Below are 23,605 nucleotides of genomic sequence, written 5' to 3' on the forward strand. Positions count from 1 at the left end.
GTGGGAGGAAACAAATGGCTAAGAAGCGACAGAGTTCTGTTATACGTCGAATGTACGCAGGGTTTGCAGTACTAGCAGTCAGTTTAGTAGCGACAAACACACTAAACTTGAACAGCTCTCAAAACATTCATGAACAACTAGAAGTTGTGACCACTGAAGCCCTACCTTTAGTATCCATGTCTAACGAAGCAAGTGTCAGCTTGCTCGCAGCAGATAAAATCTTCAAAGATTATCTCACCAGCGGCACTGTCACCGCCAGCCAGCAAGTTCTTGATCAATTTGAAGCAGCCAGACAAAAGTTCGACGTTAACCTTGGCAGCCTCTACGAAGCCACCTCTAGCCAGCCAGAACTTGCAGGGCAGTTGGAAACCTTGCGTGAAATTGAAAAGCGATACTTCGAAGAAGCAGCAATGGCGATGGGGAACTTTCAGCGCCAACAAACCGCCAAAGCAAATGGTGTAAAAGCCGCTCGCCAATTCCAACGTATGAACACGGCGCTTGCCCTTGGCATGCAAGACTTTGTTGCCAATAACGGTTCCACAACGCTTAAAATCATCTCTAAAACCTACTTTAGAAAGCTGCAAGAAACCGAAACACACACCTCTGATGCGCTCGCCAGTAATGATCTTAATGACGTCAACAAAGCCATTGCAGGCAACAGGCGCAGTGTTAAACAATTGAATTACTCATTTCGCTCACTGACTTCTCAGTTACCTGAACTGAAAGAGAAGTTCCAGAAAGATCTCGACTCCTTCACCGTTGATGTGTCCAGAGAAGGTGGCGTGCTAGACCAGCATTATGCCTATTTGGTGGCGACGGGAGAGCTATACGACAATATCTCCAACCTCGCAGTGGAAGTTGATAATGCGATGGCAATATTGGATCAATTTCGCCAGCAAGCGGATGGCGTCATGATGGCATCCATTGAGCAAGCGAACACATCATTCCAAAACGGCGTAAGACAGACCATTTTCATTGGCGCGTTAATTCTTGCCATTACCTTCTTCATTGGTTGGCACATCGCTCGTAGTGTTCGTAAACCTCTGAGCAGCACCCTAACGGTATTAGAAGCCATTACCGATGGTGACATGACACAACGCATCGAGGTCAAGGAACACAATGAGTTTGGGCAACTTGCCGACCACATCAATACCTTGGCATCTAACCTTCAAGGCATATTGAAACAACTTCGTGATGCGGCTGAAGATCAGGCGCAAGTTGCTGCAGAAAACCAGTCCACCACTCAAACAGCCAAAGAGCAGCTGAATGAACAGCGCCAACAAACCACGGCGGTTGCCGCTGCAATGACCCAGATGGAGCATTCTGTTCAAGATGTCGCTAGCAGTGCGCAGCAGACCATGGATAAGGTCATGGAGGTGAGTGACGCCGCAGCCAAAGGCCGCGAAATCATGACGCGCAGCATCAGCACTACCCACCAGCTTTCAAGTCGACTCGATGAATCGGTTTCTGTTGTTTCTTCCCTTCAAGAGATGACCGCCAATATCGAAACGATTCTGGACGTGATCAGCAACATTGCTGACCAAACTAACTTGCTTGCCCTGAATGCCGCGATAGAAGCCGCGCGTGCGGGTGACCAAGGTCGAGGCTTTGCCGTGGTTGCTGATGAAGTACGCGTACTGGCGAAACGAACATCAGACTCCACCTCTGAAATTGAGGAGATGATCAGCAAACTACAAACGCAATCTAAAGATGCTGTGTCCGTGATGCAAGAGTGTGTCACGGAGATGGGCAATAGCGTCACCCAGGCATCTGACGCCAACTCAGCGATGGAAGAAATTGAAGCCATCATCATGATGATCAGCGACATGAGCAGCCAAATTGCTCAGGCTGCGACAGAGCAACGCACCACATCAGCAGATATTGCACGTAACGTCGAACACATCAGCTTCATTGCAGACAACAGCTACAGCGCCATGCAAAATGTTGCCGGAGCCAGTGAGAGGCTTGATAAACAAGCAGTGAGCCAAAACGAATTGGTTCATAGGTTCACGGTTTAACCTTTTATTCAGGTTATAGCGGGCACAAAAAGTGCCCGCTTTCTTTTGTTCCGCCAACACTTCCACACAGCGACAAGTCTCTTTACTACGGCCTCTATAACCGCCCATCCCCACACTCAATATCCACGCCATTTATTCGTCATCGAACTCACTCACCTACCCTCACTTCGTGCAACTCACGATTAGCATGCAATGTCTAGATAGACTGCCAATTCACCCAATTAGCCATGCACCATCACCGTCAATTCATCGACGCATTATGCACGCCGTTTAACCTAGGTTTGGATCGATGGCAAATAGATCCAACTGTTTGTTTTAACGCCAAAGTTAGGTGCCAATATGAGCAAATGCGCCTATGCGCTATCGGAATAACGTAATAAACGACAAATGTGATCCATGTTTACCTTCGTAATATTCTTGGTTGTGTTATGCGCCTCTTGTGGCAAAAATCAAAAAGAAAGCGCTTTCTTTTCCAGTTTGAATACCAAGAGTTGGATAACTACCGAGACGAAAATCGCAACCACAAAATCATAAGTCACTGATTAGTTAAGTGACATTGACGTTAGGATAGTCGCTATCCAAAGGGAGTTAGACAGTGTCGAGCAAAATGGCCTACCTGCACCAACAAAACGGTGACGGGTTAACTGAGTTGAAAATGAAAACGCGCCAAATCGTGGATAACAAAATTCACGGTATTTCTTTCAGTCCTTATGTCGACGGACAGGGACCGGGTTCTGAAATTAGCGAAGCGCAAATTCACGAAAGATTGCAAATCATCGTACCTCACGTCAATTGGGTGCGTTCATTTTCCTGCACAGAAGGTCACGAGAACATTCCAAGAATCGCCAAAGAGTATGGCTTAAAAACCATGGTTGGCGTTTGGATTGATTATGACAAAGAAAAAAACGAAATCGAATTCAACAACGCTATTGAAGTGGCTAAAGCAGGCCATGTTGATGTGTTAGCGATTGGCAATGAAGTGCTACTGCGTGGCGATTTATCTGAAGACGATTTGATCGACTACATTGAACGCGCTAAAGCGGCGTTACCTAATGTTGAAGTCGGCTATGTGGATGCGTATTTCTTATTTGAAAATCACCAGCGCGTCACGGATGCCTGTCAGGTTGTACTCACCAACTGCTACCCATTCTGGGAAGGCTGCCCACAAGAATTCGCCGTCCCATACATGAAAGAGATGTATCACCGTGCGATGAAAGTCGGAAACGGTAAACGCGTGATCATATCAGAAACAGGTTGGCCAAATCAGGGCGTCGCCGAACGTGGCGCTGTGCCTTCTGAAATCAACGCATTGAAATACTTTATCGACACCTATGCATGGGCAGAGGAAGAAAACATCGAAATATTCTATTTCTCGTCATTCGACGAAGCATGGAAAGTGGAAGATGAAGGCGCTGTTGGTGCCTATTGGGGACTTTGGGATAAAGACGGTAACTTTAAGTACAACGCTTAATTTACGCATTCTCTAGCCGTCTTTTTCTATTAGCTATAAAAATAAGGAAAAAAGGTATAACACTATGGAATACAGAAACGCTATTTGTTATTCGGGGTACCGAGAAGGTCAAAACCCTCGCGAAGGGATCTATCCTTCTTACAACCAAGTGAAAGAGGATTTACTGATCCTTTCTCAAAACTGGTCAGCCCTACGCCTATACGATTGCAGTACGCATGCACGTTTGGTGTTAGACGTAATAAAAAACGAAGGTCTGGATTTCAAAGTCATGCTTGGAGCAGATGTCGGCGCTGAAATGAACAACCCAGATTGCCCTTGGGGTGCACAGTTCAGTGAGGAAACGCTGGCTGCAAACCAAGAAGCAAACAAGCAAGAGATTGAACGATTGATCGACCTAGCAAATGCCTATCCTGAAACCGTGGGATATGTCTCTGTCGGTAACGAAGCGAGTGTTGAATGGACTGATCACCTTATCTCTGTGGAGAAACTGGTTGAACATGTTAAGCGTGTTAAGTCTGCGATTTCACAGCCAGTCACGTTTTGCGAGAACTATGTTCCTTGGACCTACAAGCTGGATGATTTAGTAGAAGCGCTAGACTTCATTTCTTTGCACACCTATCCGGTTTGGGAATACAAAACCATTGATGACGCATTGGAATACACCAAGCAAAACTACTTCGCTGTTGCCGACCGTTACCCTGGCAAGCCTGTCATTATTACAGAAGCCGGCTGGGCAACCGCCTCAAATGGTCGCGGGATTGACGAGTGGAATGCTTCAGAAGAACTGCAAGCCGCTTACTACGAGCAATTGCTAAACTGGACACGTGAAGAGAAAATCCTCACATTCGTGTTTGAAGCATTTGATGAGCCGTGGAAAGGCGACTCTCACCCTCAAGAACCAGAAAAACACTGGGGCTTATTCAAGGTTGATCGCACACCAAAGCTGGTGATGCAGGAACTGTTTGATTAATCTCTAGCACACCTATAACTCCAAATAAAAAATGGGCAGATAATCTGCCCATTTTCTTTCGTGCACTAATCGCGGAGTGTCTCACCCGCAATGCCCTATTGCACAGCATCGCGTAAGCACACCCTAAAGTCCTTTCCTTTCGTCTTTGCATTCCCAAGAGCCCATTTCAAACTCTCTGCAGATCCAAGGTCTGTTTTCATAAATAGTGCACATAAATGTCTCGCGATCTAGCGCAGAGCACCAACCATCATCTAGACGTAACATGGTTTCTCCACCCCACTGGTCATAAGCAATATGCTCTTCAGGAACACCAGTATCAGTGATGATCATCACTTCCAAACGACAACAACATGCTCGGCAGTTAGAGCACAATACTTCTGGCGTGACATTTTTAACGGGGATAGTCATAGACATCTACGGTTAACTCAATTGCCGCATAATACTTCAAAAAGCAGTGAAATCCTTCTAAATACTGATGCAAAATTTGATTGACGCCACCGTCGCCATTTTTCACACCAAATCGCTTTAAACCAGCTTCGCTAAACATGAGAAAAGCCTTACAATGCGCGCCCTTTTTTACATCTCGCAGGCAACTTCCTTGAAACTCAGCAAAAGATTGAAGCACATTGAGCAGATGGTAACGTCGCGCTACACCCACATTTGGGATTGCTGCTGCGACCACGGTTTTCTGGGCGCGGCTTTGCTAAAACGAAATGCTGCTGACAAGGTACACTTCGTCGATATCGTACCAAATCTCATGGTGACGCTAGAAACACATTTGAATCGGCTCTACCCAGATGTCTCGTCTCAATGGCAAACCCATTGCATCGACGTCGCCACGTTACCGCTGGTCGATTATCAGGGAACGCATCTAGTGATTATCGCAGGTGTCGGTGGAGATCTGATGAACGAATTCGTTAGCGCTATTCATCGCTCACATCCGGATATGGAGATTGATTTCCTGCTGTGCCCCGTGCACCACCAGTTCGTATTGCGTGAAAAACTGATTGAGATGGCGTTTAGCCTAAAAGACGAAGTCTTAGTCGAAGACAACCAACGTTTCTATGAAATTATACTGGTATCAAACCGTACGAATGAGCAGGCTCCCGTAAGCCCTGTCGGTGAGAAAATTTGGCATGCGTACTGCGACGATCAAGCTCATATTACCCAAAGGTACCTCACTAAGTCCTTGGCGCACTATTCGCGAATTCAGAGGGGAAATGCAGCTATAGGCGGACACATCATCGAGGCGTACCAAGCCGTCACGCTTAACAGAAATCAGATGGGACTGGAAAACAGTCTAGGATGATTTTAAAAAGGGGCAAAATGCCCCTTCCATGATCAAAGGCCGATTGAAGGGCAGTTGAACGATAAATCACGCATGACTTACCCTTGCTGATGTACAACACGATACTTAGTTTTCACTAATTGATTCAACAAGACTTCTGAACTTTCAAGCTTCAACTGTACATGGTTTTCTAAATCACCAAATAACGAAATCCCTTGCCCAAGAGCAATTGGGACCGAAGTGATCGTCATTTCATTCAAAACACCAGAACGCAGTGCGCTTTGAAACAGCTTACCGCCATCCAAGTAAACCGTGTTGATACCTTGTTGTTGCATCTGCGACAACATGCTTTGCAGTTCGCCCGAGATAATATGCGCTTTACCCGCCAATTCTTCAGGCACTTCCAACAGGGAGTTACTCGCCACATAGACGGGTTTGTTATATGGCCACATGCCGAACGACAGCACCTTTTCAAAGGTATTTCGTCCCATCAGCAATGCATCAACCGAACCCATAAATTCAGCGAAACCAAAATCACTGCCTTCAGGGTTTTCAATCGTTTCTAGCCAGTCCAATTCACCGTTCACACCAGCAATAAACCCATCAAGACTTTGCGCCATATAAGCAACAATCTTCATCTAACACCTCTAAGCACACATTGCGAATGCGGCATTATCCTCTGGTTCACTAAAATACGAAAGCGGATTAACACGGGGAAACATCGCCAGAATACGCCCCCAAAATGGCCTTTCAAGCAGGCTCTCATAACAAGTAATTTCTACAAATAAAGAAGGTTAGACGAAATTCAATCATGGCATCAATCAACAGAATTCGCCGCTAGCGCAAACCCTAGAAACTGATAACATGCGCGAGATCTTTACTATTCGAGAAAGCACACCCATGTCAGTAAATAATCCCCAAATCAAAGATGTCTATGTCGCATTCCAAGTTATTCCAAGATTAAAAGAAGGCAATAATTTTGAAGTGGTAGATAAGGCTATTGAGGTTGTGAAGGCCGCCAATGTTCCTTATCAAGTTGGCGCAATGGAGACCACGATGCGCGGCGAACTCAATCAGTTGTTGGATATTGTTAAAGCCGCCCAGCAAGCCTGCTACGATGCGGGAGCACTTGAAGTGATCACCAACATCAAAATCCATAGCAAAACAGAAGCCGCCACAGACACCTTCTGTACATACGATCGTGGTGTGACTAAGGCGAACCATATGTTTGTCGATAAAGCATAAACGTCCATAAAAAAAGAGAGCCCAATGACCTCAGGCTCTCTTTTTAGTGTCTAAAAGTGTCGGTAGTAACACCGAACAACTCTTAGCTGTAATAGGCTTCAACCGTGCCTTTCAGCGTGATCAAAAGCGGTTGACCGCGACGATCCAATGCTTTCGGTGAAGGGATTTTTACCCAACCTTCGCTGATGCAATATTCTTCGACATCGAAACGCTCTTTGCCGTTAAGGCGAATACCAATGTTGTGCTCGAAACACTCAGCAACATGGTGTGGGCTGCGTGGGTTGCCTGATAGGCGATCCGGCAAAGCTGGAAGCGAAGTAGTGTCGTTCATGGTCATGACCTGTAGATATAAAAGTGCGACATTGTAGACAATATGCCTTTCGCGCTCAAGATACTGCGTTATAAATCGTTGCAACAAACCTTTAAGGTACAAAAAGACCAGCACAAACCGTTCTTGGTAAACCGTTATGGACGAACCAAGGACATGCGCACAAACCGTATCCCGTTAAACGACTCTTCTTCAGCCATCGCTTCAAAACCGTGATGCTCATAAAAACAAACTGCATTGACGGATGAACGTAAACGAATTTCTTTGTGGGACGTCGAATCTAATAATGAGCTAAGCAATTTTCTGCCCAACCCAGTCCCTTGACAAGATTTAGACACAAACAGATGCGTTACATAGTTTCCGTCTCGAAGCGCACCAAAGCCCACCACTTCGCCATCATGCTCGGCTTTTATCGCTGTAAACATGCTTTCATCAAATGTTGATTCGATATCTGGTAGCACTCGCGTCTTGTATTCTTCTTTCCCTTGAGCGTTGAACAAAGGCAGAACGTCAAGCTCTGACACCATCGCAATCAAATGTTGTACCGCCGATATATCACTAGGTTTGACTGGCTGAATATCCATATTCCCTTCAAAATTCTGTGCACTTTGGTTTGATGATAACTGACTTAAGGCGATGAATAAACAGCAATAATTTATTTACACATAGTGCGTTTGCAACAAAATCGACGGCAGTTAATCAGATCACTGTCGTATCACTCTCTAGCCATTGCTCACGACTAATTCTATATAGGCAATGCCGCTCCAATTCATGGCCTTTGGGGAGTTGAGGGTGATCAAAGTCTTGATGACTATTGGTCATACCAAGCTTCAACATAACGCGTTGAGATGGGATGTTCTGCAGTGCAGTAAAGGCATAAACCTCTGAAGCGCCTAATTCTTGAAAGGCAAAGTGAAGTGATTGTTGCGCAGCTTCTGACGCGTAACCCTCTCCCCAATATTCAGCTAACAGCCGCCAACCTATCTCTACAAACGGAGCATTTGGAATACCACTAGCTTCGTGTTGGTAATGTAAGCCCACAAATCCGATAAATTGACCCGTTGCTTTAAGCTCTATGGCCCAAAAGCCCCAACCTCTTTTTAAAATCAGTGACTGAAGTCGAGTTGCTTGCATATCACTTTCATGACGTGAAAGAGTCGATGGAAAATAACGCATGACCTCAGGGTCTGAATTTAAACGAGCGAATGGCTGATAGTCTTCACTTTTCCAACGTCGTAAAATGAGTCTGCTGGTTTCCATCGTGATGATTCTCTCATTGTGAAATGTAGAAACGGCGCTGTTGATCAAATCACCCATCTAACGTACTGATCCTATGGGCATGATACATGTTACTCAACTCGGTAACTTGCAGGTATACCGAGTCTTGTGACTTTGTTCATCACATTGATGATCTGAATCGCTGCGCCGATGATTAGATCAATGATTTAGGAAACAACGCCCGTAGGTACACATAGTCGGCTTTGTAGATAAGTTATGGCAAAGAACTTTCAGCGAAATCTACATAGAAGCGCAAAGACAATCACCCAATGCCTCACGAATTTTTTGTTATATGCAGCACCGCCTGCCTCACTTCATTAGCCAACATTTGAGGTGAAGACTGCAATATAAAGTGAGAGCCAACGATCGGCCTATACGAACAATTTGTAAATGACGTCGGTATTTCTTTCGCCTTCCCCTCAGGAATAAGCAAGTCGCTAATTGGACGAATATACACACAAGGTAATGAACTATGAGATGCCATTGTATTTTTCAAGCTTAGAATGGATCTCAACCTACTATTCAGGGTGGCTTCAGGCAAATTGCTGATTGTGGACGTAAACGTAGCGACAATGCTCTCTTGTACATCCCAGCCCAAAAACAACAATCGATGCATCAAATTTGCACCAGGGATTGATGACAAACGTTTGATAGGAAGTAACAAAACCAAACGAATTAAAGACGGACGAGGGCAACTAAGAAAACTAGCGACAAAGATAATACCTTTTGTATGTTTGTTATCATGCTGAATAAGGTGCGGGATTAAACCACCTGAAAACGACTCAGCTAGCAGTATGTGATCCTCTTTTGGGAGCTTTGAAACGACAAACGCTGACAAGTCTTCGTACGACTGACTGCCTAAATGTGGGAATGAAATTACGGCAGTTTCACCTCTATAGAATGAGACGAATTCATTAAATAAGTTTCCAGTACCATCCATGCCAGGTAACAATACAAGCTTCAATTTATCCCCTTGAATTCAAAACTGACAATCACCATGAAGCATGCATGTTGTAATCGTTCCATAGTAAACCAATACATTTCTTTATCGATGATTTCATTCTGTTCACGTCGTATTTAAAGGGTAGAACGCACAAATCTACGCCGCGAAGCTCCCTCAAACGACACAATTCATTTCGACAGAAGTTACTGATTCGTCTTGCTTCAGGATTTTAGAACGAGTCAACTACTCTTATTCGTAATTTTCGAGGCCGCAACTCCTATCCCTACACCTAAAACAAAGCCTCCAAGCAACTTGAGAGCTGTTGGATTTTCTGAACATGCCGCAACTAAACCCGCACCAACTGTGCCACCAGTTAAACCGCTCGCTAACTGATTTGATGTGACTTTCGCTCCTGACGCCCACGTTACAAAATGTTCACAATTATTATCTGTGACAGAATACTTCCATCTACCTATCTGAGTGCGGGCTTTTTGGAGCATTTCATCAATGGTATTAAGAGAACTCACATTACTTACAATTGTCTTTTTTCCTTGGGTAACCACATTCCAAGGCTCTTCAATCACCGTGCCATTACGTTTTGTCGCTGATATAAGCATATACAACCCTTGGTCGCACAGTTTGTCAGTAACAATTGACCAGTGTTCATAGAGTCCAAAATCCGTTGCTACAATATCACCTGGTTTAACACTTAATGTGTTCATAACACTCCATTGCACATATCTCAGTCGCTTCACAAGACAACTTATTACAGGAACCAACTCTTGTTTGAAAGGTTGTCAAACCATTGCTTAACTCACTACCATGATATGTTTCGATGTGCATATTGAGAGTTTGATTGACGCAGCATCGAAAAATTCATACGGCAACATACTCACCCAATTGACCTAGTATAGGTAAAAAAGACCAGAGTCCTTGCTGCGCTGATAACGAAAAAAGCCGCATACAATAAAACCAGCTTTCAAACTATGTATCTTTAATCACAATGGTTCTAGCCAATAAATCACCCAAACGTCTTCTTTTCTTACCCAATAGAAATATTGAATCAATGAAACCGAGAATAAGACAAAGAAAATTTCTAAAAAATGATTGAATCAACGAACAATATGCACCTGTTTTTTTGTCTATAACAGAAATCTTGAATAATCTTTTTCCAATGCTCTTCCCCTTAGGTAAGGCGTCGCTAAAAAGATAGTAAGACACGGAAACAACCAGTGAATAGATACGCACATTCTCTGTGTCTAGCCCAGATTTACCTAACACGTAAAAACTCCCCATAAAAATCAGTATACTGATCAAAGAGTCTGTCATCTGCGCTAAAAATCGATAATTAAGCGGCGCAGTGGATAATTTCCGAGTTTCAAAATTGTGTTCTTTCGGCGCTTTGGCACGATCGAATTCAGCATTAAGCAAACTCCCAATTTGAGGCTCATTTCTGTCCATAGTCTTCCTTCAATGTACATTGCGTTGAAATTTAGGGACTTACCCATACCAATTCTGATGAAAGCGAAGAAATTCGTCGTCTCAAAGAAAGCGTTTTAACGCACTAGAAAAGAGCGCGACATATCAAAAATCGCGGCGTACTTCGCCAATCAGTCCAATTGAAGTATGCCTTTATCCGCGCTCATCAATCGACCTTTCCCGTCAGATTGATGTGACATGTCCTCGACATTCATCCCAGTGCTTATTCTTTGTATTTTTGGTTCAATTACCTAGTAGGCTAGAAAAAGATTTTTTACCGTTAATGCTGTTAATCAACATGATATTTTTTCCTTTTCCAGGTGTCCACCAACTACAATCGGCATAAGAGTCATCCCAAACTCTTTGAGCAAAAAATTCGATGGGATCAGGAACAACTAAGTCAACCATTCCTCCCTGAAGCATTTTAACTTTATTATCCCCTTCTCCAATCACAGTTAAACCATAGATAGATAACTCCCCATTCTCATCAGAGCAAAAGTATGAGGTTTCACCATAAAACGTAGATTCATCCCCTGCTTTCAAGTCTGTAAGATACCGATTTCCGGTATAATTGCCAAAATCCTCATATGGAATATCCCACTTAAATCCCGAAAATACAGGAAAGGCCAAGAATAAAAACAAATACAATCCATTTCTCATAGTATCTCCTAATTTATAACCTTACGTACTAATCATGCCTTTTTATATGGCTTTCCATGTAAGCCAATTAAGTTCCCCAAAAGATCGTCTAACTGGCAAATTGTTATACCGCTTTCAATTTCCATTGGGCCACGATACAACTTGACTCCTAGCACCTCAAGACTTGAGATTATTGTCAGATACATCATCAGCTAACCAATACACAACTGTACTTTTCCCCCGCAGATACTTCTTCATCTTGCTGAACTATCTCAAAACGAATGTTGCTTCGTTCATGTACTCACAAAAAATGGTCGCTTGCTTAAAGTGCAATACTTCAACTGCAATACGATATAAACAGTTTTGTGGCCCGAAAGCAGTGACTTCTCACACAGTCGTCTATTAACCTATTGCCTTGCAAATGCAGAAGGATTCATATGTGTTAGGCATTTCGAAGCCTCGAAAGAACTCTGTTTGAAACAATAAAATCACAGTAGTTTCCTGAAATGGTGGAATCAGGATCAGTTACCACATACTCAAATGAAGATTTAATCGGCAGATCAGATACTTCAGGCGCTTTGATGCCAAGCGATCCTAGTTTTGAAGCAACGGAAGTATCTAGAAGCGCTTCGGCGCACGCTATAAAGTGTAAATGTGAAGAATCGGCCTTATCTCGGCTTTCATCACCATACATGTACTTCATATACTCTAAAGCTTCTTTAACCTTTGGATTAGTAGAACTCGAGACAAAGTCATAATGCTCCCAATCAGCTGAATCGTAGCGCAATCCATTTCTAGGATAATCAGAGCTGGTTCTCAATGAGAGTGAAAATTGCCCGAACCAAGGAATCGCATCGAGTGATATCCCAGTAATCGGAATATCCCCTCGCCAGGTTCGTTCAATATTTTCTATATAACCCTCAGCATCATTTAGTAAAGACAAAATCGCCGACGTATAGATCGTTTTACCTTTTTCTATAATTTTCATTTTTATTAATCACTAAAGATGGTTGTTATCAGAAGCTCTATGCTCAGAGAAAGCGTCGTGTGTGACGAATAAACACCAAAAATCAATCATTGAAGCCTAAGCCGTTTACTGCAGAATCACACAAGTTAGTACTGACAGATGCTACGATTCAAAAGCGTGTGTTCAGATACTGATGTGATGGAACGGTCTCATTACGACAAAGCCAAATGGAAATACGACTTTCAAGCCAACACCTTTAGCATCGACGATTTTTCATCAATTAACAGCAATATAAGAGACTAACACATTCATCAAGGCTGGGCTAATTATGAGGGAAATTTCAGCACCAGAGTTAAGTATTGGTTTCACGATACTTATTCATATATATCATTCCCATCATTATGGTTAAATCATATTTTCTTACATCTAGAAGACAGAAACAGAAAAAACAAACATACTAGTAAGGCAACAATATTCTGCCATCCTTCAGGAGGGACACCAAAGTTTTTGTGAACATGTAAATAGAAAATTTCATAGTATAAATACCTCACTGTAGAAATAAAAAACACCGAAAGTGAAATAACAAAGAACGCTCGCCTCATTGTAAAAACCCGAGACTTACAACCAATGATATTTCCCAAATAAAATAAAAACATCGACAAGGGAAGCATGACAAGCATCATACTAACCCCTGCGTATTCACCAAAGCCACGCCCATCGTTTACATTTGTTCCAGCATTTATATAAGCTATTGAAAAAATAGCAACAACCAAACCAAGAACATATAGGAGATTACAAAATATAACTTTCAATTTTTCGGCCATAATAACCCGAACCCTTAGCTTTAAATTTGAAGTGCGACATAACGCATCACATGGGCCCTCTCTCATGTGAATTTGGAAAATTTTGGTGCCTTTTGAAAACAGGAGGTTCCATGTCTTCAAGAATTCTTTGCGATGTTGCGCTTAGCAAACACCACTTCTCTCTACACGCGATTGATTACCGTGGCAAAGTCATTCTTCGCAAGTCCGTTTCTCGCACTAAATCACTACTTTCCAAAGACTCGTTGAAGCAAAAAATCCAAAAAAGTCGCTAGCATTCCTTCATCAGAAAGATGGTTGTCATTCTAAATTCGATGCTACCCGATGGCGTCATGTGAAGCGAGACACAGAGTTTGAATTAGCTATTGATGCAATAGTCTCGTGTTAGACATCTTGTCACCACAAACTAACCTTCTTTACCCTCATTAGCTTCCAACATGAAAACATGAAAATTGCCAACGAGAATGCAATATGAAACATTGGTATGCCTCTATCCAAGTAATAGGGTTCGCCCATGTAAGAATCGAATACTTTGCCACAAAAATGATGACCCTCAATGGTTGTTTCAATGACGAAAGGTGTCCAGAAATAAGTCACAGACATAGAAACCAACAAAGCAATTATCGGGTTAATCCAGATAAATACTGTATTTTCTCTTCCACGCCAAAGTGTGACCATAATGAGTAAGAACAGAAATGAACCGTACACCATCGAAACATAAAAGCGTCCATCATCTCCCTGCGTACAAGTCCCCGCCACTGCACCGAACGAAACCACAAGACCATACAATACTATCAATATCGAACCGCACATTTGTAACCTATGGTGCCTAACGTTGAAATCTAGCTAACCCGCTCAAGATTCCTATCCTAAGCAATGAGAAGGACGCGCATCGCCCCTTTTGATCTAATGAATTTCGCCAAAAACCACATTTCAACAAAAGGAAGCAACGATGCGCGATATTCAAATTCTACAAGATATTCTACAAACTCAGTGTCCCATTATTCATAAAAAATGGCTTCAGTCACTGATACTTGCGAACCCATCCTCTCTCGATGGGGCTCACCTCACACTCACTAAATTCGGGCGTTCCGTTTACGTCATGAACACTGCTAAACATACCATCAAGCGAGTCGACCGAATGCCTGGCAATGCACAGTTGCACCGTGAAAAAGACGTTATCTATAAATGGCATACCAGCCATATTGCACGTGCTAATCCTTTGATGTTCGACCGTTTAGGCGGACACTTTGTTAGGTATTGCCAACTTGAGCACCCTGTCTAATTCGTTCTCTTAGATAATTTATGAATTGATCATCTTCAGTATTAAATAGATCGTAACCTATTTGTGTAAAACCATCGGGAGTGGTTGATTCAATTTTTCCTACATTATTGTGATTATAAGAGTATTCACTTTGTAGTGTGTAAATTAATTGCTGAAACCTGATATCAGGATCCTTCTTCCAGATAATTCCTATCATATCTAAAATTTCATCAATTCTTTCAGGATTTCTCATAATGCTCTCGATACTCCCCTACCTAACGCTAAGTTTACCGCCGATCTTGACTGCTTTTTTGCACCTCTTCTGAAAAAAGCAGCCAAGTAAAGTGGTCGCGGAAAACGACATGTTAAGACCTTATAGCTCCAGTTGTTTATTGTTTACTACAAGGTTGAAATTATCACCGCTTTGAGAGTGTTTCCAACCTTTATCAATTGCCAATTTAATAAAATGCTCAATGTGCTTTGGCGTTATTGTGGGGTATAAGCCCTTTTTAATTTTATCACCTACAAGGTCGGAGAAATCTAACCAGAAATTTCGGGTCACAAGACCTTTAAGAATTAGTTTTCCAGCATTAGATTTTTCACTCTGCACTGTAATATTGAAGTCAAACTCGCCATTATCTTTCCATGATATAGAAATCGCAAAGCGGTACTCAACATCGTCTACCACAATCTTACGAGATTTATTTTTAGGTAGTGCCATACTTTAGAGCCTTAACTTTCAAACAATGGGCATTTACAAACCCAAACTGATTGAAACGCCTAAGTCACAGCGTTTCTTTGACAAATGCGACACGACTAAACATCCCTCGCTCATTCGCTTGATAGATTTATTACCTTTTTGACACGCCGGTCTTCTAACTCCTTTAACTCGAAGCTCAATAAATCAAAGAAACCACCGTCAAATGACTCGAAGATGTCTTCCTCGTGTGACCAACGGACAATGTCACCTAATTCATTGACACAATAAACATCCGCATCTCCCATTACTTTTAGAATTGGCACCACTGTGTGGCCCATATCTTTGAATTCAGATGCAGCTATATCAATACGCATCCAATCAGGTGCTTCGTCACTAAATGCGTAAGTGGTCAATCCGTACAAAAATGACCAAAAAGGACCGACTTCTCCGACGCTTGCTCTTGGCCAATATTCTTCTTTAACTTCGAGATATAAACCTCCAAAGGGGTTAACAGAGTGAGCCACGTACTCCTTTGGAAATTTAACACCGAACTTTTGTGCGAAACCATTTAGCTGGCTTTTGCTTGGAGCACTTTCACCAGCTGCTACTACATAGTAATCATCACACCAAATTGTGTTCAGCAGTTCCTGAGTTTTGTCCTTTGTTTGAAGCAGCATACTGGATTCCTTAGTAGCCTAACGCAGCCATAAACGGCGAGCGCATTTTTTGCGAGTCTAGTGCCCGTAGGGCGCGATATTTAATGGGATTGTTACGCACTCAGCTTTGATTCAAAATAAGAAGCCAATGAGATACATATTTCAATAACTTGCTGCCCATAGACAGGGAATTCAGCTTCAGCACTTGCAATGCTCATTTTTGAATGTACGAAATATCGGTGACCAGTTTTTATTTTGAAGCTGTAGTGGCCGAGCAAATCTATTGGTGTAAGTTCGATCAGAAGTTCATCGGGACTCGTTGCACTCAAAGTAGCTTCACCAGATAGTGTTTTTTCAACCATCCTTAACTGCTCAATAAACTGCTCCATTTCGGGGCCATCTACCCAAGTTTCCGTCTGGCCTTGCACATATTCCGATTGGAAACCAAGCGTTAGCTGGCAATCATATCCAATACCAGCAGTGCCGTGGTCAGAGGATCTTATTTCCAAATATTCTTTATGATTGAATTCGAGCTTCATGCCACACCTAGTGCATATCACCCCATAACCAGCAGCCGCGAGCGAAGTGCGCTTTAGACTGTGGCTGTCCAGCCTCGAAGTAGCGATGGTTGATGACCTTAATACTCATTGAGCCTTCTCCTCCAGCTTAACCCTCGGGCTAAGCTGGAAGGCGACAAAACCAAAACGGAGAAGACTCAATGAGATTTTATAACCAACAGCATAACTATTACTGCGGCATCGATCTGCATGCACACATTCTTTACGTCTGTATTCTCGACGCAACAGGCAAACTCGTGCGCCACGGTGCGCACCTTAAAACCCATGTGTCGAACACGTTTACCCAATACAATGTGCCGTCACCCAATCTCGCCCTTCGCTATCCCTCTTCCAGAGAAGACGTGCGCAACCGCTTCAATGAACCGGCGATTAACCGCAACATCGATATCGCCCTCAATATGATTGGCTTCTACACCAAAGAACTCCCCCATGTGGAGTGCTTCATCGAGAAAAACGCCAAACAGCACAACCCGAGAGACTATCTACTGCTTCAAACTGTACCCGGCATTGGCCGTATTCTTGCGCTGACGATTTTGTATGAGATTGGGAATATTCAACGTTTTCCTTTCGTTCAACACTTTGCCTCTATTCCCACTTGGTGAAGAGCAAAGCCAAAGCGCTGCCTGCCTTGGCACACAAGTGGCAGGCAGCGGTGAGACCGCAGTAAGAGACCCTCTATATGTGTTTGTCGTAAGCAACGACTTAATGGCGGAAAAGACAGAACGAAGTAGACGGCTTTGTTGTTCGAAAGCATTGGCTGCTGACGCAGCCAAAAGAATGCTATTGCGTATTGACCGGAGAAGGGCTCATATGTGTTATAAGCACCGACCTGTGGACAAAAAGTGCACCCAATCCTCTCTGCCTTGCGCTTTAGCAGCGCTCGTTGCTCTTTGGATATCATAAGTAACTCTATCAAACGTTATGTCCCATTTGTCATCAGGCTTTTTCTGCAATGTTGCATAAGAAGCCTTTGATGAATAATTCTGCATTGAGTGAATATTAGGCTCATCATCAGTGTAGGCTTGCAGCCCAACACTTCCAGGATTAACAACTATCTGTCCTGTCGATAACTCAACACATCTTGGGGTGTGAGTATGACCGCAAAGAATGATCGGTGAGTATCTGCCATTTAATAATTTTATTACTTCACGATCAGCTCTAACTTCTGGCTTACCGGTAACTATATCTTCTAATAAATACACGAGATCATCGTCTGGTGTTCCATGACACGCGTAAATATCAGGGGTTATCTGTAAATCAAATGGCAACTGCTTCATCCACTCTAATGGTGACCTACCCAAGTCATTTAAGATAAATTTCATTGTTGGGTTTGAGTCTATTTCAGCTTTTGTCGCCTCATAAATCTGTCGGTCTTGATTACCTGAAATGGTTATAGCATTCAATGAAAGTAAGTAATCGTAAGTTTCCCTTGGGGCTATTGGACCATATAGAATATCTCCAAGATTTATAAAATTTGTCACCCCTTTTGATTTTGCGTCATCAACAACAGCTTTAAGCGCGAACACGTTACTATGAATATCAGACAATACTGCAAACTTTTCCAATGCACTCTCCTTGTGTTTATATCCCCTGCATTGCTTTGTTAAATTTTTACACCAACTCTCTTTTGTTTTCTAAAACATACCTAATAAATAATTTAGCATTATGCTCTTCTAGTAATGAAAACTGATGACTAAGATCATCAATCTTTTTTTGGCTTTCTTCTGACATCAGATCAAACTGCTTAATTCTATCTTCTTCATTTTTTGCTGGACTTGAATCAGGAAACAGTTCAATTACCTTTTGCACGATTTTATAGGCCTCGTTCATGCCAATTTTCTTAAATGAAGCCAAGGCTGCAAAGACATTATCGCCGTACATATTCTCAAAATACTGGCTAAATCCACCATTGAGAACTTGCCCCTCAAGCTCTAAGGGGTGAACCAATATTTGTTCGCTTTCCCTCAGTAGATCATATCCCGCTACTGCATCATATTTGCTGGCCAGCAACTCATATACGTCATAGACAAAGTCGCTATCGCTCAATTCACCTGATTCATACTTTGCAATAACATTTTCCATTTGGACTTCTCTACTTTCAATTTAACGCCAAATTAAGTAGTGAGCAACGCTGCCACATAACCTCTACCATTGTGCCGTAAACACTGAAGCTGATTCAAACCAAAAGTGCCAAGCGTTGCGAATCTGCATGAATTTATTGTACTGTTAACGATTTCGACATATAAACCAAAACGAACATTAGTATCGTGATTACAATAGAACAGAAACTCGTAACTAAGCCATCGTGAACCAGCTCTTTATGAACTTCTGTTATTGTTTTTACTGGATATTCTCTTTCATAAGTAACACGCTCTTCATAAGACCATGTCATACGTATATAGCGATAGAACACATAACCTAAACCAACGTAGCCAAGAAAAGTAACAAAACCTATACCCGTAGCCGCCCAAATCATAAAAGACACTACACCACTGATGTAATAGAAGAACTGAAACCTATAGCTTGCTGTTTTTTGCGCCCACTTCAATATACTCGCTTCTTTAGGATTATTTACAGTACGCTTAGTATAAAACAGGCGATGCCAAGCGTCGTAACTTAGCTTAGGGTAATCTGAAAGCCTTCTATAACCTTCCGTATGTTTTTTCTTGTTTCTAGCTCGTCTTTTTCTCATATTAATCCAGTTCACATAACGCCATGCTCTTGGGCAAACCGGAGCGCAGCGTAGGTTTGTCCCTAGCAGCGCTTTGTTAGCCAAGGCGAATTCAAATACTAAGTGCGACAGCCTTTTCAGCAGAAAACGGTGACCTGTGCTATTTCATTTCTTTTACTCCCGCCAAGAAGTGAAAGCTTATGAACTACCAACAGATCACCGAGAATGAAAGGTATATGCTCTCAGTACTCAGAAAGCAAGGCTGCACGGTTGCTTCTATTGCCAAGTTGTTAGGTAGGCACCGAAGTACCATTTATCGAGAAGTTCAGCGGAATGCCTGCTGGGTCACTGATGGTGCATACAGACCTAGTAAAGCACAGCGACGAACAGTGGCTCGAAGACGTCGTTCTCGCAGAAACACGCAAATGACCGAGGCAATTTATGCCCTTGTTAGGCACTATCTCCGCCTCGACTGGAGCCCAGAGCAAATCGTAGGCCACCTCAACCGCAAAGGTTTACACTACATCAGCCATGAATCTATTTACCAATACATATGGCGTGACAAAGCAAAAGGCGGGCTTCTCTGGCAACACTTACGTTGCGCACCAAAACAACGTCGAAAACGCTATAACGCCTATGACAGTCGCGGTCGTATCGCTGCCAAAAAACATATCTCTGAACGCCCTCATGATGTTGAAAACAGAAACTCACAAGGACACTGGGAAATAGATACAGTCATGGGCAAAGGCTCACTTCATTGTCTCGTTACACTCGTTGAGAGAAAAACGGGTTACACCGTTATCGGTCACTTGAATAACAAAACGACCAGAGAATTGAACCGTCGAGTGATCATGATGCTTAAATCTCATTTAGTGAAAACGATAACGGCAGACAATGGTACCGAATTTCATCAGTACAGCGTATTAGAAGCAGCTTTAAAAACAACCGTTTACTTTGCTACGCCTTACCACTCGTGGGAACGAGGAACCAACGAAAACACAAATGGTCTTATCCGACAATATTTCCCAAAAGGCATGTCATTAGAACTTGTCACTCAAGCAGAGTGTAACCAAATCGCTAAGAAACTTAACACTCGCCCTAGAAAACGATTAGCCTTTAAAACACCGGAGGAATGTTATGTACCCAAATCAGAGTAAATGTCGCACTTCAAACTTGAAGCTAAGTACTCTAACTCCGGCTTTACATTGATAGAGTTACAAAGTTCAATTAGTGAAGCTAAGTGCACTTTATGATCTTTACTACGCGATGTCATTGAGCATGAAATAATATACTCACCAAAGTCGAAAACTATTTCTCTAGTTTCAGCTGTTGTTGATCCAGAGCCACCACCAACAAAATCAAATATAGCCTCACCTGTAGAAGCAATTTCCGCAACACTATATTCTTTAATTTTCTTATCTCTATATAATATTTTGTAGCCTGTTCCGTAACTCTTGATTTCTTTTAAGTATTCGGAGAATTTTTTGCTTATTTTGTCAATACTAAAATCCGGCCATCCAGGTGTCCACCATGAGGCCCTTTAGGAAGTTTAAAGTTTAAGCAAGGAATAGAGCAAATGGTTCCTGTTTGAAAGACGATAGTTGAAGGCGGTGTGAAGAATGCGCCGGTATCATTCAGTTGATATTCACAGGAAGAAGCTGAGAACGATAAATAGCTTAAAGCTATGAGTAAAATAAATTTATGCACGACTATCCTTAGAGTACCTAACATTTGTATATACGGCTTGCGCGTTTTGCCAAGCTCTCTCGGGAAAGCGTGCACGGGCATCAACACTATATACCTCATTAATACAACGTATTGAGACATGCATAGCTAAATTGTATCCAATACACTCTAGGACAAAACTTAGTCGCACACTTTGCTTTCCTGTTATCTCAGCCAGCTCTTACAAATAAGAATGCTCGCACGCTTTCATCTAACTGAATTTACGCCTCTTTATCTTTTCACTCAATAGCAAACCGTGAACTGATTGCGCAAAGTTTAGAGATTTACCGCACAAAACCGATACTACTGTATAAAAGTGCAAACACTGATGAACTTAGAGGTTTTCGCTAGACGGACCCCATACCTTCCCGACTGATGAGGAAAAGTATTACAAAGAGGTCAGTACTGCATAGGGCAAATTACTGACACTAATGCATAAAGAGATAAAGCCAAATCGAAGAGGAACATTAACAGGTGTAGATGCGGCTGCGAGCTTCGACTTCAGGGATGAAGTCGTAGCAATTAACTATGCCTGTCCGCATTTATATTGTTGTGTAATAGATGTTTTGTACATCGACAAGAATGGTCACTTTTTGCATTAATTACCTTGATGAAGTTCAGAGCTTTCAAAGGGAAAGTTGCTGATATTGGGACAGGCCAGCACGACAAACCATCAGAATCATACCGGAATGAGCCTTTCAATGCTTGTAAATCACAGGCTTAAAGCATCAAACCCATCAGGACATCTGGCTGCAGAATCATTATTACCTATCATCGATTAACCACACATTAAGTTCCAGCACATACTTCATAGTCAGTTTCCATGCATCGCTGAGCAAGTGCCTGAACCTCCTCCATTTCCGTTTCATTTAGTGGGGCAAACTGAAAACGAGCGGACATTCGGCCATAACTATACATGTCCCCTGCGGGTCTGGTAGATTCCGAGATTATGCGCCACATGTTTGCTGTCATTCGGTCTCGCTCAGTGGCTTCTCCCTTCATATACATGATCGCAAGATTCCATTGCGCAGGGCTTAACCCCTGATGCGCAGCTTGGCGGTACAAACTAAAAGCTTTTTCAGGGTTACCCAAATATAGATGTTTGCCCATTTCATTCTGCGCCGCCGGATAACCTTGATTTGCTGACTTTTCATACCAAACATAGGCTTGGTCATGCAGAAATGATTTTCGTGCACCACCGTCAAAATAGCGATTCTTTAAAAGATTACCAAAGTAATACTGGTTCTCCGCATCACCTTGTTCCGCCAGTAAACCAATCCGCTCTTCTTTCGCCTTACTATGTCCAAGCTCAGTAGCCTTGGTTAAGTGAAATTCAGCTTTCTCAAGGTCGGCGTCAATGAGGGTATCAAATCGGTATATCAGACCAATTTTATAATGAGCTTCTGCAAAACCCTGCTCGGCTGATCGAGCATAATAGTTTAACGCTTCTTGTATCTTACCTTCTCTCTCAAGCTCTGTTGCTACCATGTATTCCGCATATGGCTGCCCCTGCTGTGCAGCTTTATTCATCCACTCAATAGCCAAACCATGGTTTCGTCGCGTTAACTTACCTTCAAGATAGATAACACCAAGCCAATACTGGGCATCCGGATTACCCTGTTCAGCAGCTTTTTTATAGTAATCAAGACTCTCCTCTCCATTTTTTGCCAGTTTAGGGTTTGCATCGAGTAACTTTGCCAACTGATAATTGGCGTTACTGCTGCCATTCTTCGCCGCTCGACGAAACCAAAACGCAGCAGTTCCTTGGTCCGGACTAACTTCAAGGCCCTCAATCTGTAAACCGTTCAGGTATATTTGTCCCATCTTTGTTTGTGCTTCCCAACTCCCTTTGTCACAGGCCTTCTTTAACCAGTTAAACGCTTTTATGCCATGCTCTGGATTTTCGGAGGATTGAAACTTCCGATCATGAAACTGTGAAACCTGAAACTGTGCGTGAGCATTACCGCTATCTGCAGATTTCTGGAACCACTGCTGAGCCTCCTCGGGGTCACTCGTTACCCCCAGTCCTCTCAATAACAATAAACCCAGCTGATATTGCGCTTCACCATCACCCTGCTCAGCCAACAATTTGGTCGTCGAGTAATCCGGAATTGCTGTGCTGGAGTCAGAATCTTCCCAGACGAACCAGGCTACTGCCACACTAAGAATGAGGAAAAAAAGGGACCCGACACCGGTGTAATTCATTTGAAAAATACCCCCTATACTTCGTAATAATTTAAGCGCCGATATACGTCAGTTCGATATGCACTCGCATAACACTCTCTTGTCGACGGGTTCAACCATCCCGGACAAGGATTAGAACAATGGGATAGGTTCGTGGCTCATCACTTAATAAGCAACACTACTTTTATACAGAAATAGATAGTTGTTTATGAACTTTAGAATAACTTTTCAACCTGTAGCACCCAGGCAAGAGATAAATCTAGCCAGCCATTATTAATCAATAACATAACGGCTTTACTGCCGATGTTCAATATTCTTGCGACACTAGGATAAATCTAGCCAGTCATTATTAATCAACATTGCGAGTCTGCTTAAATTCA

28 protein-coding genes and 1 pseudogene are annotated in these 23,605 nt (G+C 42.7%); 9 read left to right on the forward strand and 20 right to left on the reverse strand.

The features are described 5' to 3' along the window. The first annotated feature begins 14 nt into the window (after positions 1 to 14). The 3 genes from LRP50_RS16715 to LRP50_RS16725 all read left to right on the forward strand — a co-directional run bounded on the left by LRP50_RS16715 (position 15) and on the right by LRP50_RS16725 (position 4,459). Positions 15 to 2,018, forward strand: coding sequence for a methyl-accepting chemotaxis protein (locus tag LRP50_RS16715; RefSeq protein WP_274165605.1), 2,004 nt, complete (start codon positions 15 to 17; stop codon positions 2,016 to 2,018). Positions 2,019 to 2,613: 595 nt separating this feature from the next. After that, positions 2,614 to 3,489, forward strand: a complete 876-nt coding sequence (locus tag LRP50_RS16720) for a glycoside hydrolase family 17 protein (RefSeq protein ID WP_274165606.1) — start codon at positions 2,614 to 2,616, stop codon at positions 3,487 to 3,489. A gap of 64 nt (positions 3,490 to 3,553) precedes the next feature. Then, positions 3,554 to 4,459, forward strand: a complete 906-nt coding sequence (locus LRP50_RS16725; protein ID WP_274165607.1) for a glycoside hydrolase family 17 protein — start codon at positions 3,554 to 3,556, stop codon at positions 4,457 to 4,459. A 123-nt stretch (positions 4,460 to 4,582) separates the two neighbouring features. On the opposite strand, the gene LRP50_RS16730 is transcribed toward LRP50_RS16725, so the two are convergent. Both LRP50_RS16730 and LRP50_RS16735 read right to left on the reverse strand, forming a co-directional pair. Further along, positions 4,583 to 4,867, reverse strand: a complete 285-nt coding sequence (locus LRP50_RS16730) for a YkgJ family cysteine cluster protein (protein WP_274165633.1) — start codon at positions 4,865 to 4,867, stop codon at positions 4,583 to 4,585. After that, on the reverse strand, positions 4,851 to 5,006 hold the full coding sequence (locus LRP50_RS16735) for a hypothetical protein (RefSeq protein ID WP_274165608.1): 156 nt from the start codon (positions 5,004 to 5,006) through the stop codon (positions 4,851 to 4,853). The genes LRP50_RS16730 and LRP50_RS16735 overlap by 17 nt, the downstream gene beginning before the upstream one ends. 51 nt (positions 5,007 to 5,057) lie before the next feature. Here LRP50_RS16735 and LRP50_RS16740 point away from each other — a divergent pair, with 51 nt between their 5' ends. Then, positions 5,058 to 5,768, forward strand: coding sequence for a tRNA (adenine(22)-N(1))-methyltransferase (locus LRP50_RS16740; protein WP_274165609.1), 711 nt, complete (start codon positions 5,058 to 5,060; stop codon positions 5,766 to 5,768). A gap of 77 nt (positions 5,769 to 5,845) precedes the next feature. Here LRP50_RS16740 and LRP50_RS16745 read toward each other — a convergent pair whose 3' ends face one another. Next, complete coding sequence (locus tag LRP50_RS16745) at positions 5,846 to 6,385, reverse strand: dihydrofolate reductase family protein (RefSeq protein ID WP_274165610.1); 540 nt, start codon at positions 6,383 to 6,385, stop codon at positions 5,846 to 5,848. A gap of 262 nt (positions 6,386 to 6,647) precedes the next feature. Here LRP50_RS16745 and LRP50_RS16750 point away from each other — a divergent pair, with 262 nt between their 5' ends. Further along, positions 6,648 to 6,992: a thiamine-binding protein gene (locus LRP50_RS16750; protein ID WP_274165611.1), complete on the forward strand. Its 345-nt coding sequence runs from the start codon at positions 6,648 to 6,650 to the stop codon at positions 6,990 to 6,992. An 82-nt stretch (positions 6,993 to 7,074) separates the two neighbouring features. On the opposite strand, the gene LRP50_RS16755 is transcribed toward LRP50_RS16750, so the two are convergent. From LRP50_RS16755 to LRP50_RS16795, 9 genes are all read right to left on the reverse strand, one after another. Continuing rightward, on the reverse strand, positions 7,075 to 7,323 hold the full coding sequence (locus tag LRP50_RS16755) for a DUF3297 family protein (RefSeq protein ID WP_274165612.1): 249 nt from the start codon (positions 7,321 to 7,323) through the stop codon (positions 7,075 to 7,077). A gap of 134 nt (positions 7,324 to 7,457) precedes the next feature. Then, positions 7,458 to 7,904 carry a GNAT family N-acetyltransferase gene (locus LRP50_RS16760; protein ID WP_274165613.1) on the reverse strand — a complete coding sequence of 149 codons (447 nt, stop codon included), beginning with the start codon at positions 7,902 to 7,904 and terminating at the stop codon, positions 7,458 to 7,460. Between the two features lie 115 nt (positions 7,905 to 8,019). After that, on the reverse strand, positions 8,020 to 8,586 hold the full coding sequence (locus tag LRP50_RS16765; RefSeq protein WP_274165634.1) for a GNAT family N-acetyltransferase: 567 nt from the start codon (positions 8,584 to 8,586) through the stop codon (positions 8,020 to 8,022). 286 nt (positions 8,587 to 8,872) lie between these two features. Then, the gene (locus LRP50_RS16770) at positions 8,873 to 9,562 is read right to left on the reverse strand and encodes a hypothetical protein (RefSeq protein WP_274165614.1); all 690 of its coding nucleotides are present in this window, start codon (positions 9,560 to 9,562) and stop codon (positions 8,873 to 8,875) included. 218 nt (positions 9,563 to 9,780) lie between these two features. After that, positions 9,781 to 10,263 (reverse strand): lecithin retinol acyltransferase family protein, encoded by a 483-nt coding sequence (locus LRP50_RS16775; RefSeq protein WP_274165615.1) that lies wholly within the window; start codon positions 10,261 to 10,263, stop codon positions 9,781 to 9,783. Positions 10,264 to 10,525: 262 nt separating this feature from the next. Continuing rightward, positions 10,526 to 11,002 carry an RDD family protein gene (locus LRP50_RS16780; protein ID WP_274165616.1) on the reverse strand — a complete coding sequence of 159 codons (477 nt, stop codon included), beginning with the start codon at positions 11,000 to 11,002 and terminating at the stop codon, positions 10,526 to 10,528. Between the two features lie 261 nt (positions 11,003 to 11,263). Further along, entirely contained in the window at positions 11,264 to 11,680 is a 417-nt protein-coding gene (locus LRP50_RS16785; RefSeq protein ID WP_274165617.1) for a hypothetical protein, read from the reverse strand. A gap of 421 nt (positions 11,681 to 12,101) precedes the next feature. After that, positions 12,102 to 12,647, reverse strand: a complete 546-nt coding sequence (locus LRP50_RS16790) for a hypothetical protein (protein ID WP_274165618.1) — start codon at positions 12,645 to 12,647, stop codon at positions 12,102 to 12,104. Positions 12,648 to 13,036: 389 nt separating this feature from the next. Further along, entirely contained in the window at positions 13,037 to 13,450 is a 414-nt protein-coding gene (locus LRP50_RS16795) for a hypothetical protein (protein WP_274165619.1), read from the reverse strand. Between the two features lie 110 nt (positions 13,451 to 13,560). Here LRP50_RS16795 and LRP50_RS16800 point away from each other — a divergent pair, with 110 nt between their 5' ends. Together LRP50_RS16800 and LRP50_RS16805 are read left to right on the forward strand one after the other, a co-directional pair. Beyond that, positions 13,561 to 13,722, forward strand: coding sequence for a hypothetical protein (locus tag LRP50_RS16800; protein WP_420791232.1), 162 nt, complete (start codon positions 13,561 to 13,563; stop codon positions 13,720 to 13,722). 677 nt (positions 13,723 to 14,399) lie between these two features. Then, a complete protein-coding gene (locus tag LRP50_RS16805; protein ID WP_274165620.1) occupies positions 14,400 to 14,732 on the forward strand; it encodes a hypothetical protein in 333 nt (110 codons plus the stop codon). Here LRP50_RS16805 and LRP50_RS16810 read toward each other — a convergent pair. The 4 genes from LRP50_RS16810 to LRP50_RS16825 form a co-directional block, all read right to left on the reverse strand. After that, entirely contained in the window at positions 14,701 to 14,964 is a 264-nt protein-coding gene (locus LRP50_RS16810) for a DUF1040 family protein (protein ID WP_274165621.1), read from the reverse strand. The two genes, LRP50_RS16805 and LRP50_RS16810, sit on opposite strands and share 32 nt — an antisense overlap. A gap of 120 nt (positions 14,965 to 15,084) precedes the next feature. Further along, entirely contained in the window at positions 15,085 to 15,432 is a 348-nt protein-coding gene (locus tag LRP50_RS16815) for a hypothetical protein (RefSeq protein WP_274165622.1), read from the reverse strand. Positions 15,433 to 15,542: 110 nt separating this feature from the next. Then, positions 15,543 to 16,088 carry a hypothetical protein gene (locus tag LRP50_RS16820; protein WP_274165623.1) on the reverse strand — a complete coding sequence of 182 codons (546 nt, stop codon included), beginning with the start codon at positions 16,086 to 16,088 and terminating at the stop codon, positions 15,543 to 15,545. Positions 16,089 to 16,180: 92 nt separating this feature from the next. Then, on the reverse strand, positions 16,181 to 16,606 hold the full coding sequence (locus tag LRP50_RS16825) for a hypothetical protein (RefSeq protein WP_274165624.1): 426 nt from the start codon (positions 16,604 to 16,606) through the stop codon (positions 16,181 to 16,183). Between the two features lie 179 nt (positions 16,607 to 16,785). Here LRP50_RS16825 and LRP50_RS16830 point away from each other — a divergent pair. Then, positions 16,786 to 17,264 (forward strand): annotated as a pseudogene (locus LRP50_RS16830) (transposase); the annotation flags it as partial. A gap of 196 nt (positions 17,265 to 17,460) precedes the next feature. Here LRP50_RS16830 and LRP50_RS16835 read toward each other — a convergent pair. The 3 genes from LRP50_RS16835 to LRP50_RS16845 form a co-directional block, all read right to left on the reverse strand. Further along, positions 17,461 to 18,210 (reverse strand): metallophosphoesterase family protein, encoded by a 750-nt coding sequence (locus LRP50_RS16835; protein WP_274165626.1) that lies wholly within the window; start codon positions 18,208 to 18,210, stop codon positions 17,461 to 17,463. A gap of 46 nt (positions 18,211 to 18,256) precedes the next feature. Then, the gene (locus tag LRP50_RS16840) at positions 18,257 to 18,727 is read right to left on the reverse strand and encodes a DMP19 family protein (RefSeq protein ID WP_274165627.1); all 471 of its coding nucleotides are present in this window, start codon (positions 18,725 to 18,727) and stop codon (positions 18,257 to 18,259) included. A 133-nt stretch (positions 18,728 to 18,860) separates the two neighbouring features. Then, complete coding sequence (locus tag LRP50_RS16845; protein ID WP_274165628.1) at positions 18,861 to 19,421, reverse strand: hypothetical protein; 561 nt, start codon at positions 19,419 to 19,421, stop codon at positions 18,861 to 18,863. Positions 19,422 to 19,516: 95 nt separating this feature from the next. On the opposite strand from LRP50_RS16845, the gene LRP50_RS16850 reads away from it, so the two are divergent. Further along, positions 19,517 to 20,473, forward strand: a complete 957-nt coding sequence (locus LRP50_RS16850; protein ID WP_274165629.1) for an IS30 family transposase — start codon at positions 19,517 to 19,519, stop codon at positions 20,471 to 20,473. A 1,357-nt stretch (positions 20,474 to 21,830) separates the two neighbouring features. Here the strand turns inward: LRP50_RS16850 and LRP50_RS16855 are convergent. After that, the gene (locus tag LRP50_RS16855; RefSeq protein ID WP_274165630.1) at positions 21,831 to 23,246 is read right to left on the reverse strand and encodes a tetratricopeptide repeat protein; all 1,416 of its coding nucleotides are present in this window, start codon (positions 23,244 to 23,246) and stop codon (positions 21,831 to 21,833) included. Between the last annotated feature and the right edge of the window lie 359 nt (positions 23,247 to 23,605).

It is taken from the genome of Enterovibrio gelatinilyticus (genome assembly GCF_028683095.1).
GTDB lineage: Bacteria > Pseudomonadota > Gammaproteobacteria > Enterobacterales > Vibrionaceae > Enterovibrio > Enterovibrio gelatinilyticus.